The organism is Paraburkholderia sp. SECH4 (genome assembly GCF_030511745.1).
Lineage (GTDB): Bacteria > Pseudomonadota > Gammaproteobacteria > Burkholderiales > Burkholderiaceae > Paraburkholderia > Paraburkholderia madseniana.
Genome location: NZ_JALOCP010000015.1, coordinates 99,850 through 114,220 on the forward strand (window position 1 = coordinate 99,850; position 14,371 = coordinate 114,220).

Here is a 14,371-nt window from a genome sequence, read left to right on the forward strand (position 1 = left end):
GTCATGCGTGTCACCTGGGTTTCACGAAGCGCAAGGTCATGCGATCCGATTCGCCGATCGCGGCGTACTTCGCCCGGTCGACGTCGTGGCCTTCATACGTGGGCGGCAGCGACCACACACCGTGTGGGTAGTTTTTCGTGTCGCGCGGGTTGCTGTTCACCTCGCTTTGGGCCGCCAATTCGAAACCTGCCGCTCGCGCATGTTCGATGACATAGGCTTCGGTGACATAGCCGCTGTCGATGGTCTGTTGCAGTGAAGTGCCCGGCGCCGCGCGATGTTCCTCGACCCCGAGGATGCCGCCCGGCTTGAGTGCCGTGTAAAAGGCGCGCAGATTGGCGTCGATCTGGCCGTCCTTGATCCAGTTGTGGATATTGCGGAAGGTCAGCACCTGGTCAACGCTGCCGTCGGCCGGAAAGCCGCTGAATTGACCTGCTCGCAGCGTACCGACCACGACATTGCCGTAAATAGCCGGTGTGGCCGACAGCTTGCGCGCGAATGACGCCCGGCCAGCCTGCTCTTCTGCCAACGACGCAGCGTCCGGGCTGTCGTATTGCGCCTCGTACAGCTTGCCGTGGTCGTGCAGATAGGGCGCGAGTATCTCCGTGTACCAGCCGCCGCCGGGCGCGATCTCCAGGACGGTTTGCGACGACGCCACGCCGAAGAACTGCAGCGTTTCCTTCGGATGACGGTAGACGTCGCGTGCACGATTCTTGTCGCTACGCTGCGGCCCCGAAATGGCGGCGTCGAGCGAGGCGGAATCAGTCGCGGAGAAAGAGGTCGATGCCGTCGGAGCAGCGCAGGCGGCCATGAGCAGCGCCGCGCTCAGTGCCACGAGCGCGGAACGCAGCGCGCGGGCTTGGGGAGTGGGGTGGGTGTTCATGGCAGCCATTATCGGGCGCGATCCGCCTGAAAAGAAATCGCCAATCGGCATAACGATATGCGCTTGCGGTATTTGCTGTGATCCCGTGTCCCCATGGCTTCGATCAGCGCACGGGGCGCGCCAGTTCGGCATTTTGCGGTGGGCGGGCAGATTTTGCCGAATCCGAAAGACGAGGTAGCGCGTATAAATGATGTGATCAGCGTCTGGGGCGCCTGGACTGGAATCGCGGACATGATCGCCTTTCATTTCACTTTGCACTTTGCCGGAGGTCGGTATGAAACGAACATCGGGGACGTCGAGGGTAGCGGGGGTTCTGCTGTGCGCGGTCGCTTGCGGCGTCGCCGCGCAGGCTGGCGCACAGGGCCTGAGCGTTCAGGACGACATCAACGCGCCGCAAAACAGTACGCGCGTGATGCCGAACGCGGCGCGCGGCAGCGAATATCCGACGCACGGCAACCAGCAGGCGGGCGAGTTGAATCTGAATCCGACCGATCCGCGCGCGCAACTGGTCAATGGGTTGCCGAACAACACCCAGTCAGGTGGCTACGGTTCGCCGCTCGCCGGCGTGCGCACCTACGTGCAGCCGCAAATGCCGTCGAACTGAGCGTTCGCGCGGGCGACAGTCGGTCGTGCTGCATCGCGCGCTGGTAGCAGCGCATCCCTGCACGGACCGTAGTGTTTCTGTTTTGGACTCAGGCTCAGGCCCAGGCCCAGGCTTTCAGGCCGAGGCGTGGCCACCCCACCGCCCGGCGACTGGATCGCCGGCTGCAGGTCCGCCTCACATACCGAACACGATCCGCAAGGTATCGTTCTGCACGATCACCGAGACGCCAATTACCAGCAGGATCAGTGGCAGCAACGCGGTACCGTAGCGCCGGATCGGCGCGCCCAGCAACGGATGCGCCACCAGCCACACGGCGCCTGCGCACCAGAGACCGATCATGGCGACGAACACCAACGAGATGAACATGCCCTCACTATGCGAATGACTCGCGTACAAAGGCACGTAGACCGCGAGATTGTCTGAGCCGTTGGCGACCGCGACGCACGCGACTGTCCACCATGACGAGCCTGCGCCGGCCGTAGCCGGCGCGGCGGCTGGTGAACGCGTGCACGCCTTGGCCCGCGCCTCTTGCACCTGATCCGCGTTGCCTGGGCGCAAGCGCGCCCATGCTTTGCTCAGCCCCACGCCTATCGGCAAGATACCGAGCAGACCGACATAGCCGGCAGGTAATCGCGTCAACAGGGCGGCGAGCAGAATCGAGCCTGCGATCAAGGTCAGCGAACCGGCAAACTGCCCGGCGATCACGCGCCGACGCTGGCCGCCCGTTTCCGCAAGGAAGGCGAGCAGCACGAAAAGGTTGTCGATATTGGTGGCGGCGTAAGCCGCGACGGCGATTAGGGCAAGGCTGAACATGCGGGAAAGCCGGTCAATGCGCAGTGGGAAAACGGATCCGCGCGCATGAAGCGGGTACGGATGAAGAGGCTGCGGCGCGCCGCAGGCATGGCGGCCGGTCAACACGATGCCGATACGAAGCGTCGCGGTCAAGCTGTCTCGTTGTCTTGTGCGATGTGTGGTTTGGCACGTCCTTGCGCGGTGCCGCGTCACTGTCTGTGTGCTTATCCCTGTGCCGTCCCCGTGGGCGGCGGCGGTGCCGATCCCCCAGCCCGTAAGCTACAATTGCCGACGGCTTGCAAAACGGAACATCAATGAAGATTCGGATTCTCTCTATCGCCTGCGTCACGACCGCTGCCGCGCTGCTGGCGGCCTGCACGGCCGTCTACAAGAACTCGGATGCATGCGAGCAGTTGATGCGAAGCAAGCTGGCTGAAACATCGTCGCCGGATACGCTGAAGATCGCTCATACGGGCGCCGGTATCGACGGCTCGCGGGTGGTCGTCGAAGGGTCGATCGAGCATGTGATGACGGCTTCGGAGGTTGCGGCCGCCTCGGCCGCCTCGGCGGCTTCCGCCGCGAAACTGGCGAACGCGCCTCATCCGACTTCGGGCGTGCGCGCGGCGTCCGTGCCGCAGGGGGCTTCCTCGGCTTCGGCCGCTGCGGCTGCCTCCGGCGTGATGGCTGGAGCGGCTTCAGGTGCAATGGCCGCTTCGGCGAGCCTCGCTGCCTCGGGGGGCGACGCAGCTTCGCTCAAATCGACCAAGCCGAAGAAGATCAATACGGCCGCGGCCGCCGAGTGCACATTCCACGGCTCCGCGCTGAGCGTATTTAGCTGGTTGGCGCCGGCAAAGCTCGCCACGCCGGCCCCTGCTGCTGCGAGCGAAGTCGCCGAGTAAAGCCTTGCTCGAAACGGGCGCAGGCAGTTTTGGCCAGCGCCCGCTTGACCGCAAACCGCAAACCGCAAACCGCAAACCGCAAACCGCAAACCGCGAATCTTAACCCTCAAGCCGCCCCATTCGCGAGGCGGCTTTTGTCCTCGCGCATCAGTTTCAGCACGCTTTCGCCGAAGGCCTGCGGCCGCCCCTCGAAGCAGCGCTGCACCGCCTGCGTATCGATCAGGCGTTGGCGCAGCGCCGCGCGCTCGTCGTGCTGGTCGATCATGCGCACGGCCGCAGCGACATACGTCTCGACGCTGTCCGTGGTGGTCCACGAGGGCATGCCCACGCGCTCGAACAGCGCGCCGTCGATCCGCTCGAACACTTCCGGCCCGCGTTTGCATACACCTGGCAAGCCGAGCGTCAATGCATCGACGATACCGTTGGTGTTGCCGAACGGAAACGGACTGAGGAACAGGTCGGCCTGGTTGACGCGCGCCAGATACGCGGCGTAGTCGTGAAAGTCGTGCACGATGGCGCCCGGCACCGCGCGCGCGATGACGTCGCGCAGACGGTCGAACGGCAGACCCGACGGCACACCGGTCATGAAGTGAAACTCAACGGGCGTCGCAGCACGCGCGCCGATCTCGCGGCACGCGTCGAGAAAGCCGGGATTGAGTTTCATCGCGCTGGCGGTGATGACGATCTGCAGCGCCTCGCGCTGTGACGGAATCTGCGCGACGATGTCCGGCAACGCGACGGACGGGCGGTACGGTTGACCGTCTTTCGGCAACTTCATCAGGCGTTCGCTGAAGCAGGCCGGGTCGCCGACATAATCTTCCTCGACGCTGATGTAGTCGATCTTGTCTGAATGCGTGGTAGCGGGATGGCCGAGCGCCGCGATTTGCAACGGCGCGATGCGTAGATTGGACATGAACACCGTTAGCACGAACATGCCGACGCTCGGCATGTACAACACGTCCGGCTGCTCGGCCTCGGCGAAGTCGCGAATCGTTTTCAGGCACTCGCCGATGTAGTCGGGCTGTTCCAGTTCGATGAAGCGGTCGAAGACGTCCTGCCCCACGTCGTCGAGCGCGTAGCCGAAGCCGAAGCCCACCACCTCGAAATGTTCGCGTGCGGCTTCGAGCGTACGCGAGTGCGTGCGGTAGATCGAATGGGCGCCGCTGAACCATTCCAGCACCACCACCATCAGCGGCTTCTTGCCGCGCTGCGTTTTGCCTCTGGCACGCTTGGGTTTCGATGCGGACAAGTCAGTCAGGCCGAGTTGTTCCAGCTTGCGACGCACCAGCACGTTGATGTCCTGCTTGATCGCGTGCCGCCGCGGCGTATCGGCATAGCTGCAGAACATATAGGCGTTGTGCAGCACGGCCGATGGCAGATCGTCGAGATCGTCGATGAGCTGCAGCTTGCCGGGCAGCCACTCCAGCAGCGCCTCGCGTTTGAGATGCGCGCTTGGCGAGCCCTTGAAGACCGGTGCCAGCAAAGCGAGGGCGAGACAGGCCGCGATGGTTTTGTCGTACGCCCAGAGCGCGGCGAAGTCGAGTTCCAGTTCGGACTCGGTCGAATAGAGCACGCATAGCTTCTCGATGAAGCTGTCTCCCGGCAGAAACTGTGCGTCCGCCGCGCCGCGAGGATTCAGATGACGGATGACGTGGTCCGCATTGCCAAACGCCGTGGCCGAGAACAGCGTGCCGATCCATTCATGCAGCGTGAAAAACAATCTGAGGCACGCGGTGGGTGGCCGGAAATCCGGGTCGGCGAACAACGTAGACGCCGCGCTTGTCAGACGCGTGCAGAAACGCTGGCGTTGCTCATTGGGAGACAGGTCGATCATGCCCGAGGCTTTGAAGCTCGCGTTCAACTCGCCGCGCGTTTGTTGAAGGAGTGCGAGTGCCGCGATGAGCTGAAGCGAGGCTTGCGTATGCTGCCGCGTGTAGACGAGTTGCTCGAAATCGTCGAGCGAAAAGGTGACTTCCATCGTTTCACTATTATTAGATTATGCAGAGCTAACGATATCGAGATCACGCTAGCCGGAAACGACGATTATTGCAGTCAGGGCATATCAAATAAGCGGGGGATGAGAATTTGGGAATTTTCCGCGCGGAGAAATCCGAGCGGACTGTAGGATTTTTCTGTTTGAGGCGGGAGTTTGGCGCTCGATACGCCACGTATGCTCGGGCACTCAATCGAACCCGCCCAACGCGGCTGTCTGCGCAAGGCGGGCCCCGACATCGAGCACTCAGAACGCGTAATACGGACCTGGCCCGGCCGACGTCACGCTCGATGCAATCGCCGTGTAGACGCGTCGTCCGAAGAAGAAGGGCAGGCCCCAGCCGAAGCTGTTGCTGGCAATGCCGGCCAGGTTGTCGAAGGCGTTATTCGACGAGCCAAACAGTGCGCTCGAATTGCCGATCGAAAACGACACCGTGCTCGACACGCCATCCGTGCCGGAGATCGAGGCGCTCGCTGCTTGCGTGGAACTCGGGCAGTACCAATAACCGCATCGGGGCAATTGGCTATTGTTGAAGAACAGGCCGTTCGAGCCACTGTCGAGGTAGCTCTGCCCATAAGTCTGGCCGGCGCTGGTAGTGCGCACATAGCCCGTCTGCGTGTTGGTCCTGAAGACGGTTGCACCGCCCAGTGTGTTATTCGCCTGAGTGCCGATGCCGAATATCAAGGAGCCTGACACGCTGGGCGCGCCCGCGTCGGCGATTGCCGGCAGGTCGATCACCACGCCGTTGTTGTCGAGGGCGAAGCGGCTGACTGGATTGGTCACCTGCAGGGCGAGCGCTTGCGTGCCCGCGAGGCAGGCGCCGCTGGCGTCGCAGTTGTAATACCAGCGTGGCAGCGCCGAATTGACGCAGCCACTGCCGCAATCGGCCGAGAACAGGCCGACGCCGAGAATGCCGTTGGCGCGCAGGCTCGCGACGGTCAGCATCGCGGGTCCGGAGCCGGCACAGTCGGTGGGCACGTTGGGCAGGGTGGGGTCAGCGATCAACTGGATCGGAATCGAGGCGGCCAGTTGGCCGGCCATGTGTACGTCCGCGCTGCGGACCGCGCCCCACGCATAGCCGCCGGCGAATACCGCGCACTCGCCCGTGACGCCGCTGCCTGAGGCCACGGCAGCAAGCGGAAGGCCGGCCGGCAGCGCCGAGGCGAGAATCCGCAAGCCCTGCGAGCCAGTGTCGACCTGAATATTGTTGACAGTCGCGCAGTTGCTGGTGCCGGGCTGGCAGACGGTGACGCTAGTGGTCAGCATGTTGCGCGTCAGGCCAGGCGCAGCGCTAACGGTGATCGGCTGGACATTCGGCGTGCTCGACTGCGGCACGGAGTTCGTCACGCTGGCGCCAGCGGGTCCGGACGGCGCGCTCGCGGCGTTCGGGCTGCTGGCCGGGCTCGTCGAGCCCGCCTGGGTGGAAGCCGCCGGCGTACTGCTTCCACCGCCGCCACCGCAACCAGTGAGCACGGCGCAAGTCAGGAACAGGGCGCGGAGATGAGAAGAGGTCTTCATGGCGTGTTGACGGTAGTTTTTCTGGGCGGTTTATTGCTGGCCTGCCCGCGTCAGCGGAGGTCAGCGGAGGTCGTCGGAGGTGACGCCGGCGGGCAGCGCCGCCGGCAGCCACGCGCGTCCGACATAGCCGCGCATCGGACCACCCGATTCCACGATCACATCTGGCCTGACAACCCGCGAGGCGTGCAGATTGCCGTCTGGCGCCGACGCGGCAGCGCCCGCCCTGTAGGAGTCGGCGTACTTTCCCAGCAGCGCGCGCAGATCCGGCATGGTCGGGCCTTGCCATGTGTAAGCGATGATCTGGCCGGTATTCGTCGCGTACTCGTTGAGGGTCGTGTTGCCTGCGTCGGTCAGCGTGCGCAGGCGTAAGGCGCCGTTCAGCAGGGTTTGGGCCGCCGCGGCCGTCGAATTCGCCTGGCTGGGCATTGTGCCGCCCAATTCGGCATGCGCGTCGGCACTGGCACACAGCAGGGCGGCCACCATTGCCGGGACGGCGAAGGCTGGTAAGAAAGAGGCATTTGGCATGGCAACCTGTCTCGCAGTTGGGGCGCTCAAGTTTTATTGATATGTCCAATTCAAGATAACACTCAGGTTTCCTGATCGTTGTCATGAGGGGCTCGCGGCGCTTCAGCCAATCTCGAAAATAGCGTGTGGCGGGGATGGAAAGTGTCTTTTAAAACAATGATCTGACAAGAAGCTGGGTCATGCCCTACAGGCGTTTGAGAAGTGTTGTGAACTGTTAAATTTGCCGCTGATGGGCATGATCGCCGCCGTGAGGCAGGGCGTTTTTCTGCGAAAGGAGGGGCGCGCTTCGCAGCGATTCATCGGTATGCCGACCCTTCGATGCAACCCGGGATTTGCCGTCCGCGCTCTGCTCAATTCACGGGCAAACCCGGGTTTTTGCACATGACTCGCCGGGATCGGTAAAATGTTGGGTTGATCCACGGAAACTTGCCGTGGCGTAGCGGAAGGATTCCCCGAACATGACTGATCTTCGTCTTACCAAGCGGTTTGCAGTAATGCTGATGGCAGGCGGTCTGGTCGCCGGCTGCGGCACCTCGTCGCCGACCAAAATCGACTACAAAAGCGACTCGAAATCGAAGCAAGTGTCACTTGCCGTACCGCCGAACATGATCGATGAGACGTCCGATCAGCGTTCGTTGCCCCCGCAAGGCGGCCAAACCTCGCTGTCCACGCTCCAGCAGGTCCAGGCGCAAGCACCGGCCGCCAACACCCTGACGGTGGTGCCGCAGGTGAACGGCATGCACATCCAGCGCGACGGCACGGAAAGCTGGCTTGTGATCGACAACAAGGCGCCCGACCAGGCCTGGGCGCCAATCCGCCGTTTCTGGCAGGAACAGGGCTTCCTGCTGGTGGTCGACCAGCGCGACAAGGGTGTGATGGAAACGGACTGGAACGAAACGCACGCTTCGATCAACGAGGGGCTGATCCGCGATACGTTGTCCAAGGCAATGGGCAACAGCTATGTGAGTTCTGAGCGCAACAAGTACCGCACGCGTCTCGAAACGGCGCCGAACGGCGGTACCTATGTGTTCATCAGCCAGAAGGGCATGCGCGAGGCGATCAGCGGCACGAACAACGAGTCGACCAAGTGGGAAGCCAAGCCGAACGATCCGGGCCTCGAACAGGAATATCTGAAGCGCTTGATGGCAGCGCTGGCGCTGGCCGATTCGCGCAACACGCAAAGCGCCGACCTCTCGCCGGCGGGGTCGCAAACTGCGCCGAACGCGGCTACGGCGGGTGCGAAATCGGCGGCTGCGGCCACGGCGGCGCGAAACGTGGCGTTGTCGGCGCAACAGCCCATGCCGGATGACGCGGCGAACACCACGGCGGCACAGTTCTCGTCCACCGAGCTGACGCTGAGCGAGCCGTATGACCGTGCATGGCTGCGCGTGGGCCTCGCGCTCGATCGCAGCAACTTCACGGTCGACGATCGCGATGCGAGCCGCGGTCTGTACTTCGTGCGCTACGTCGATCCGAAAGATCTGACATCGGCAGAGCAGGGCTTCTGGAGTCAGGTGTTCCACGGCAAGAAGGAAAAGGTCGCCAAGCAGTATCTCGTGAACGTGCGCGCGGTGACGCCTGACCAGACCCGCGTGGCGGTGGTTGACGACAAGGGGGCTATCGATCAGAGCTCGCAGGCCAAGCAGATCATGGGTCTGATGGTCGACCAGTTGCACTGAACGAAGGTATAGCAAGCAGCGAACGCTGTCTGAAAACCCGCCCGGAAGGCAATTCCGGGCGGGTTTTTTTATGCCCGCAATTTATCGCCGGCGCAGTAAGCCGTAGACCGCTATCGCGGCGTGCACGCGTTTTGCTTTCCGTCTGAAACACCGGTATGAACCGGCGACGCTTAACGGGGAGATGGCCATGTTCGACGTGATTCCTTACTGGATGTGGGCGGCGAGCTTGCTCGTCCTGGCGCTTGTCTGCGGCGCGGCCCTGGAGCGGCGCGAGACGCAGCGGCCAACGGGCTTGCGGGTCCGGCATACGGCCACGCAACGCACGAAATGGCCGGTGCGGTGATGGTCGACTCGCTTCAAACGCATGAAGCGAGTTCGCGCGGCCGCCCCTGTGCGGCCGCATGTAACGTGACGTTACCCCGGTGACGTAACTCGCGAAGCCCCTTCCGCAGACCCTGTCAATATCCTTTCTTCGCAAAATAATGTAATAAAAATCAATGATTTGCGAACAATTTCTTGTAAATCGCTATAACTGGCACGCAAGCTGCTTTTAAAGACTCATGGGGCCGGATTCGTAACATCCGACGTGAGTTTGCGGCGAGTGTCCAATCGGCGATTCCCAGACCCTTTCCGCACCGGCGAACGACCCGGTGCTTAGCCCGATGATGGCCTGCGCGCACGGCGCGCGGCCTCGGTGGCCCCGTCGCCTATCCTCGTAGGGCGACGGTTTCGCCCGCACTCCAACGGAGTGCGGGCTATTTTTTTGGGTGCCCGGAATGGGTTGCCAGGCCGCTGACGCGGCGAGCGGTGCAAGACGGGAAGGCCGCGACCTTGAAGGCGTCGCGCGAGGCGGTGTTCCTGTGTCCGCGCGGCCCTCGCGGGGGCGGGAAGCGGACTGCGCCGAACGTATCGTGCGAGGCGGCGTTCAGGTGTCGGCGCGACGCGGCCCGACCCACGGCAGACGTTTGACCACGCCGGTGGCAAGCGCAGTGCCGACGAGAATCACGCCGCAGCCTTCCAGCATGCCCGGCGACACGGTTTCGCCGAGAAACAGGGCACCCCACAGAATGCCGAAGATCGGAATCACGAAGGTCACCGTAATCGCGCGTGCCGGCCCGGCCACCGCGATCAGATGGAAGAACAGCATGTACGCGACGCCGGTACACGCGATGCCTAGCGCGATGACCGCGCCCCACGCGTGCAGCGAGATCGGCGCGGCAGGCCAGTAGATCACGGCGAGCGGCAGCAGCACGATGGTGGCGCCGGTCATCGTGCCGGTCGCGACGGTCAATGCGTCGACGCCGGTCAGGTGGCGCTTCGTGTAATTGGCGGCGATGCCGTAAAGCAGCGTGGCGCCGAGCGCGGCGGCGGCCGCGAGCGCGGTGCTCATCGGCGTGGCGGCCGAGCCGTTCGGTGCGGCGATCTGATCCCACACCAGCATCAGGACGCCGAGAAAGCCGATCACGAGACCGAGCGTGCGCAGCGCGCTCAGGCGGTCGCGCAGCCACAGGAAGCCGACGAGCGCGCCCCACAGCGGGGTGGTCGCATTGATCACGGACGTTACGCCCGCCGACAGCGTCAACTCGGCATACGCGAACAGGCAGAACGGCGCCGCCGAATTCAGGATACCGACCACCAGCAATGGAAATGCGCGCGTGCGCAGGATCTTCGCGGACTCGCGCAGCGGCCGCCGCGCAATCAGGACGACGGCCAGAAAGGCCGCGCCGATGCCGACGCGCAACGCCATCAGCGGCGCGACACCGAAGTCGGTCACGCCGACGCGGATAAACAGAAACGAGGCGCCCCACAGGGCGGCCAGGATTAGCAGTTGCAGCAGGTTTTTGGCATTCATTGTGTCGTGCGCCGCGCGCGGTTGAGTCGAGACGCCTGTGCATCGTAGCAGCGCGATTGCGCGAAACGTTTCAGGCTGGAATGAAACGGCAAGATTCGGGGGATGGAGGACGTCTGGTAGTCGTTATCGTATGCGCGGTCGAGCCGACCGCAAAACGAGCAATTCTCACGCTAATGTGAGAAAAATTGCGATGAGATCGGTGAGGTGAGTTATCAGGTGTAGGCCCGACGGGGTTGGCGCCTGTGAAGCGTGAATTATATTGCGGCAACGCACCAGTGATACTGGCCCATCACGCAAGCCGCCGCTTCAAGGAATTAGCAGGCGCGTGCCATTACGTCGATGGGCCAGGCGCGTCTCAGTGCGGGATCATCCCCTGCAGGAAGTTCTGCTGCAGCCAGACCAGCACGCCGAGGATCACCGTCAACAGAATCGAATGCTTGAAGGTCTTGGCGAACACGACGCCTTCCTTGCCTTTGAGGTCGGTTGTCGCCACGCCGGTTGAGATGTTTTGTGGCGAGATCATCTTGCCCATCACGCCGCCCGACGAATTGGTCGCGGCCATCAGGATCGGGTTCAGATTCAGTTGATGGGCCGCTACCACCTGCAGGTTGCCGAACAGCGCGTTGCCCGAGGTGTCGCTGCCGGACAGGAATACCGCGACCCAGCCGAGGAACGCCGACACCAGCGGAAAGAACGGTCCGACCGACGCGACGCCGAGCCCGAGCGTGTAGGTGAGCCCCGAGTAGTTCATCAGATAGGCGAGCGCGACGATGGTCGCCACCGTCAGAATGGCGATGCGCGTCTGGACCCACGTGTCGGCAATGGCCTTGCCGAATTCGCTCGCTCCCAGACCCGTCGCGAGCGTCGTGATGATGGCGGCCACCAGAATCGCCGTGCCGGTCGCGAGCGGCTGGAAGTCCCACACCGCGCCGTACGGCGTGTTGTACAGCGTGATGAACACGGCTTTGTCGAGGCCCGGCCACGGTAGCTTGACGTCGCCGATCAGGAAGATTTTGGCGATGGTCCAGACAATCACCACCGCCGAGACGATGATCCACGGATACCAGCCCTGGCCACCGCTGATCTTGCCGCGCACCTCGCCCACGCGATCGATGTTGATCGCGAACTTCGGATCGGCGGCGGGCTTCCAGACGCGCAGGAACGCGATGGTGAGAATCAGCGACACCATCGACGACAACACGTCGGTCAGGCTGTAGTTCACGTAGTTCGACGCGACGAACTGGGTCAGCGCGAAGCTCGCACCTGACACCAGCAGGACCGGCCACACCCGTAGCATGTTACGAAAGCCCGCATAGACGCCGATCACATAGAACGGCAGCAGGAAGGCGAAGAACGGCAACTGGCGGCCGACCATCTTGGCGAGCGAATCGGCCGGCAGGTGCGTGACCGCGCCGAGCACGGTGATCGGCACGCCGAGCGCGCCGAAGGCAACCGGCGCGGTGTTGAAGATCAGCGTGAAGGTGAGTGCTTCGAGGGTCGGAAAACCGAGCAGGATCAGCAGCGAACTGGTGATCGCGACCGGCGTGCCAAAGCCGGAAATGCCTTCTAGCAGCGCGCCGAACGAAAAGCCGATCACCACCAGCACGACGCGGCGGTCGTTCGGCAGGTTATCGATCATCCACATGCGGAAGGCGGCGAAGCGGCCCGAGCGCTGCGAGATGTTGTAGAGCAGGATCGCGGTGAACACGATCCACATCACCGGCCAGCAGGCGAACACCGCACCGTTGGCCACTGATGCGGCCGCGAGTCCGACCGGGAACTGCCAGACGAAAATCGCCACGATCAGCCCGACGATCAGGCCCGCGAGCGAGGCCTGCCAGGCCGGCCGGCGCGCCCAGCCGAGCAACAGCAACACGACGATGATCGGCAAGGCCGCGACCAGGAACGAGAGCGGTAGCGAATTGCCGACGGGTGTGAGTAGTTGGTGAAACATCACGTCTCCTTCTTTGTTGTTCGATTCGACGCGGGACTACGCACTACGGGGCGCGTCGTTCTGGCAGGACGGATGGGCGCCGGCGGCGCGTCGAAGACGTGCCGGGTCGCTTATTTAAACAGGTACTGCGTGTGGCTTTCCCAAGCATAGGGCCCGATTGGAGCGCGTCAAGAAGGGAAAGTACGGGCGAAGGAGAGAAAGGGGCGCCGCGTCTTGCTTGGCGGGATCGTCGCGGCGTGATGCGCGTGAGGCCCGTCTGGCGCGGCATGGCCCGTGCTGGCGGGTAGGCCGACTTTCGGGCAGCGGGGTTGCGCGAGTTGTGAGGCATGGGTCTGTCCCGCGCCTGACAGTCGCGGGCACGGGACAGTCAAAGCAGATCAGCAAGGTCCGGCTGCGAGACTCAGTGCCAGTGACCGTGGCCACCCCAGCCACCATGGCCACCCCAGCCACCGTGGCCTCCCCAGCAGCAGCCGAAACCGACGCCGATCGAAACCGACGGGCCATACCAGCCCGGATAGCCGTAATAAGCCGGATAGGCCGGGTAGACCGGCGGCGGATAGTAGACGGGATAAGCGGGGGCAACGTACACGGGCGGCGGCTGAGCCACCGCGTAGGTGGCCGGCTGGGATTGCGAATTGGCTCGCGCCTGCTGCTCCGCTTGAGCTTGCGCCTGGGCCTGCTGCTGTTGCGAGGTGGCCGAATCTCCGGCCGTCCCGAGGGGGACTTCCTGCTGGACGCCATTGGCCGGAACGGTGCCGTAAGCGTAATACGGGTAGTAGCCTGGATAGTAGCCGTAAGGGTAATAACAGCCGGACAGCGTCAGCACACAGGCCACGCCGGCCAGCGCGATGCCAGTTTGGGAAAGACGGGGCAAGCCGCGCGGCAGCCGCTGGCTGATTGCGCAAAGAGAGTTGCTGACGGGGGACTTCATGACGTGCTCCTGGTTACACCGGACGCCGCCATCCGGGGCGTAGTGGCTTGAGCTTACGCCGCGGCAGCGCCAACAGGATTGCAAAACCGTAACGGCTTATTTCACGTCATTGCAAAGCATTTTGCGAAGCACCCGGCATGGCGCTGGTTGCGTACGCTGCGTGCCCGCACGCTCGTCGGTGCGGGCAAGTTCGTTGTTGGCAGTTGATACATTTGATGTCCTGCGCGGGCTTCCCATGAAAGCGTCGCCAGTGCGTGCTTGCGCTTACTTGCCGACCTGATTACCTATGATGCCGCCTGCTGCCGCACCGCCAATCGTCGACAGTGCATTGCCGCCGATCAGCCCGCCTGCGGCGCCGCCTACACCCGCGCCGATCACCGTATCGCGTTGCCGCGTGGTCATGTTGTCACACGCGGAAAGACTTGCGACAACCGCGACGATCGCAGCGAACGTACCGAGTTGACGAATCGATTTCATGATGCTGACTCCATTCATTGTGTTTGGAAAATGCTTCGTGGAAGTGGACAAATCACCCCCGTCCTTACATTTGATCTTATCGCCGCAGCCCGTATCCGGATGTGTGAGGTTGTCAGCAAGGTGTCGGTTTCGTAATCAAATGTTTCCCTTCTATCAGCATGCGGCGTGCCTGCCCGCGCAAAAATGCAAAAGCCCGCCAGTGGCGGGCTTCGGTGCTGCAATACCGTGACGCAGAAGGTTCGAATGGCGGGCGCGCGCTAATGCGCC

General features: G+C 63.2%; 13 protein-coding genes. 4 read left to right on the forward strand and 9 right to left on the reverse strand.

Features of this window, described 5'->3' with window-relative positions:
* Positions 1–10: 10 nt before the first annotated feature.
* Positions 11–889, reverse strand: coding sequence for a class I SAM-dependent methyltransferase (locus M0D67_RS20990; protein WP_171927843.1), 879 nt, complete (start codon positions 887–889; stop codon positions 11–13).
* A 265-nt stretch (positions 890–1,154) separates the two neighbouring features.
* Between M0D67_RS20990 and M0D67_RS20995 the strand changes: the two genes are divergently transcribed.
* On the forward strand, positions 1,155–1,484 hold the full coding sequence (locus tag M0D67_RS20995) for a hypothetical protein (RefSeq protein ID WP_154559083.1): 330 nt from the start codon (positions 1,155–1,157) through the stop codon (positions 1,482–1,484).
* Positions 1,485–1,658: 174 nt separating this feature from the next.
* On the opposite strand, the gene M0D67_RS21000 is transcribed toward M0D67_RS20995, so the two are convergent.
* Positions 1,659–2,429 (reverse strand): cadmium resistance transporter, encoded by a 771-nt coding sequence (locus M0D67_RS21000; RefSeq protein WP_233468955.1) that lies wholly within the window; start codon positions 2,427–2,429, stop codon positions 1,659–1,661.
* A gap of 161 nt (positions 2,430–2,590) precedes the next feature.
* Between M0D67_RS21000 and M0D67_RS21005 the strand changes: the two genes are divergently transcribed.
* A complete protein-coding gene (locus M0D67_RS21005) occupies positions 2,591–3,175 on the forward strand; it encodes a hypothetical protein (protein WP_154559084.1) in 585 nt (194 codons plus the stop codon).
* A 106-nt stretch (positions 3,176–3,281) separates the two neighbouring features.
* Here M0D67_RS21005 and M0D67_RS21010 read toward each other — a convergent pair whose 3' ends face one another.
* From M0D67_RS21010 to M0D67_RS21020, 3 genes are all read right to left on the reverse strand, one after another.
* Entirely contained in the window at positions 3,282–5,153 is a 1,872-nt protein-coding gene (locus M0D67_RS21010; protein WP_171927842.1) for a glycosyl transferase family 1, read from the reverse strand.
* Between the two features lie 261 nt (positions 5,154–5,414).
* Positions 5,415–6,686 (reverse strand): DUF3443 domain-containing protein, encoded by a 1,272-nt coding sequence (locus M0D67_RS21015; RefSeq protein ID WP_266239559.1) that lies wholly within the window; start codon positions 6,684–6,686, stop codon positions 5,415–5,417.
* A gap of 60 nt (positions 6,687–6,746) precedes the next feature.
* Complete coding sequence (locus M0D67_RS21020; RefSeq protein ID WP_154559087.1) at positions 6,747–7,211, reverse strand: DUF2844 domain-containing protein; 465 nt, start codon at positions 7,209–7,211, stop codon at positions 6,747–6,749.
* 458 nt (positions 7,212–7,669) lie between these two features.
* Here M0D67_RS21020 and bamC point away from each other — a divergent pair, with 458 nt between their 5' ends.
* A complete protein-coding gene (gene bamC / locus M0D67_RS21025) occupies positions 7,670–8,890 on the forward strand; it encodes an outer membrane protein assembly factor BamC (RefSeq protein WP_154559088.1) in 1,221 nt (406 codons plus the stop codon).
* A 187-nt stretch (positions 8,891–9,077) separates the two neighbouring features.
* Positions 9,078–9,233 carry a hypothetical protein gene (locus tag M0D67_RS21030; protein WP_166618156.1) on the forward strand — a complete coding sequence of 52 codons (156 nt, stop codon included), beginning with the start codon at positions 9,078–9,080 and terminating at the stop codon, positions 9,231–9,233.
* 582 nt (positions 9,234–9,815) lie between these two features.
* Here M0D67_RS21030 and M0D67_RS21035 read toward each other — a convergent pair.
* The 4 genes from M0D67_RS21035 to M0D67_RS21050 all read right to left on the reverse strand — a co-directional run bounded on the left by M0D67_RS21035 (position 9,816) and on the right by M0D67_RS21050 (position 14,104).
* Positions 9,816–10,742, reverse strand: a complete 927-nt coding sequence (locus tag M0D67_RS21035) for a DMT family transporter (protein ID WP_171927840.1) — start codon at positions 10,740–10,742, stop codon at positions 9,816–9,818.
* Positions 10,743–11,097: 355 nt separating this feature from the next.
* Positions 11,098–12,696, reverse strand: a complete 1,599-nt coding sequence (locus M0D67_RS21040; RefSeq protein WP_171927839.1) for an L-lactate permease — start codon at positions 12,694–12,696, stop codon at positions 11,098–11,100.
* A gap of 400 nt (positions 12,697–13,096) precedes the next feature.
* A complete protein-coding gene (locus M0D67_RS21045; protein ID WP_266239560.1) occupies positions 13,097–13,627 on the reverse strand; it encodes a hypothetical protein in 531 nt (176 codons plus the stop codon).
* 264 nt (positions 13,628–13,891) lie between these two features.
* The gene (locus M0D67_RS21050) at positions 13,892–14,104 is read right to left on the reverse strand and encodes a glycine zipper 2TM domain-containing protein (protein ID WP_097389842.1); all 213 of its coding nucleotides are present in this window, start codon (positions 14,102–14,104) and stop codon (positions 13,892–13,894) included.
* Between the last annotated feature and the right edge of the window lie 267 nt (positions 14,105–14,371).

Coding starts and splice junctions, on each gene's coding strand:
- M0D67_RS20990 (WP_171927843.1), bottom strand. CDS start 889: ATGGCTGCCATGAACACCCACCCCACTCCCCAAGCCCGCGCGCTGCGT.
- M0D67_RS20995 (WP_154559083.1), top strand. CDS start 1,155: ATGAAACGAACATCGGGGACGTCGAGGGTAGCGGGGGTTCTGCTGTGC.
- M0D67_RS21005 (WP_154559084.1), top strand. CDS start 2,591: ATGAAGATTCGGATTCTCTCTATCGCCTGCGTCACGACCGCTGCCGCG.
- M0D67_RS21010 (WP_171927842.1), bottom strand. CDS start 5,153: ATGGAAGTCACCTTTTCGCTCGACGATTTCGAGCAACTCGTCTACACG.
- M0D67_RS21015 (WP_266239559.1), bottom strand. CDS start 6,686: ATGAAGACCTCTTCTCATCTCCGCGCCCTGTTCCTGACTTGCGCCGTG.
- M0D67_RS21020 (WP_154559087.1), bottom strand. CDS start 7,211: ATGCCAAATGCCTCTTTCTTACCAGCCTTCGCCGTCCCGGCAATGGTG.
- bamC (WP_154559088.1), top strand. CDS start 7,670: ATGACTGATCTTCGTCTTACCAAGCGGTTTGCAGTAATGCTGATGGCA.
- M0D67_RS21030 (WP_166618156.1), top strand. CDS start 9,078: ATGTTCGACGTGATTCCTTACTGGATGTGGGCGGCGAGCTTGCTCGTC.
- M0D67_RS21035 (WP_171927840.1), bottom strand. CDS start 10,742: ATGAATGCCAAAAACCTGCTGCAACTGCTAATCCTGGCCGCCCTGTGG.
- M0D67_RS21040 (WP_171927839.1), bottom strand. CDS start 12,696: ATGTTTCACCAACTACTCACACCCGTCGGCAATTCGCTACCGCTCTCG.
- M0D67_RS21045 (WP_266239560.1), bottom strand. CDS start 13,627: ATGAAGTCCCCCGTCAGCAACTCTCTTTGCGCAATCAGCCAGCGGCTG.
- M0D67_RS21050 (WP_097389842.1), bottom strand. CDS start 14,104: ATGAAATCGATTCGTCAACTCGGTACGTTCGCTGCGATCGTCGCGGTT.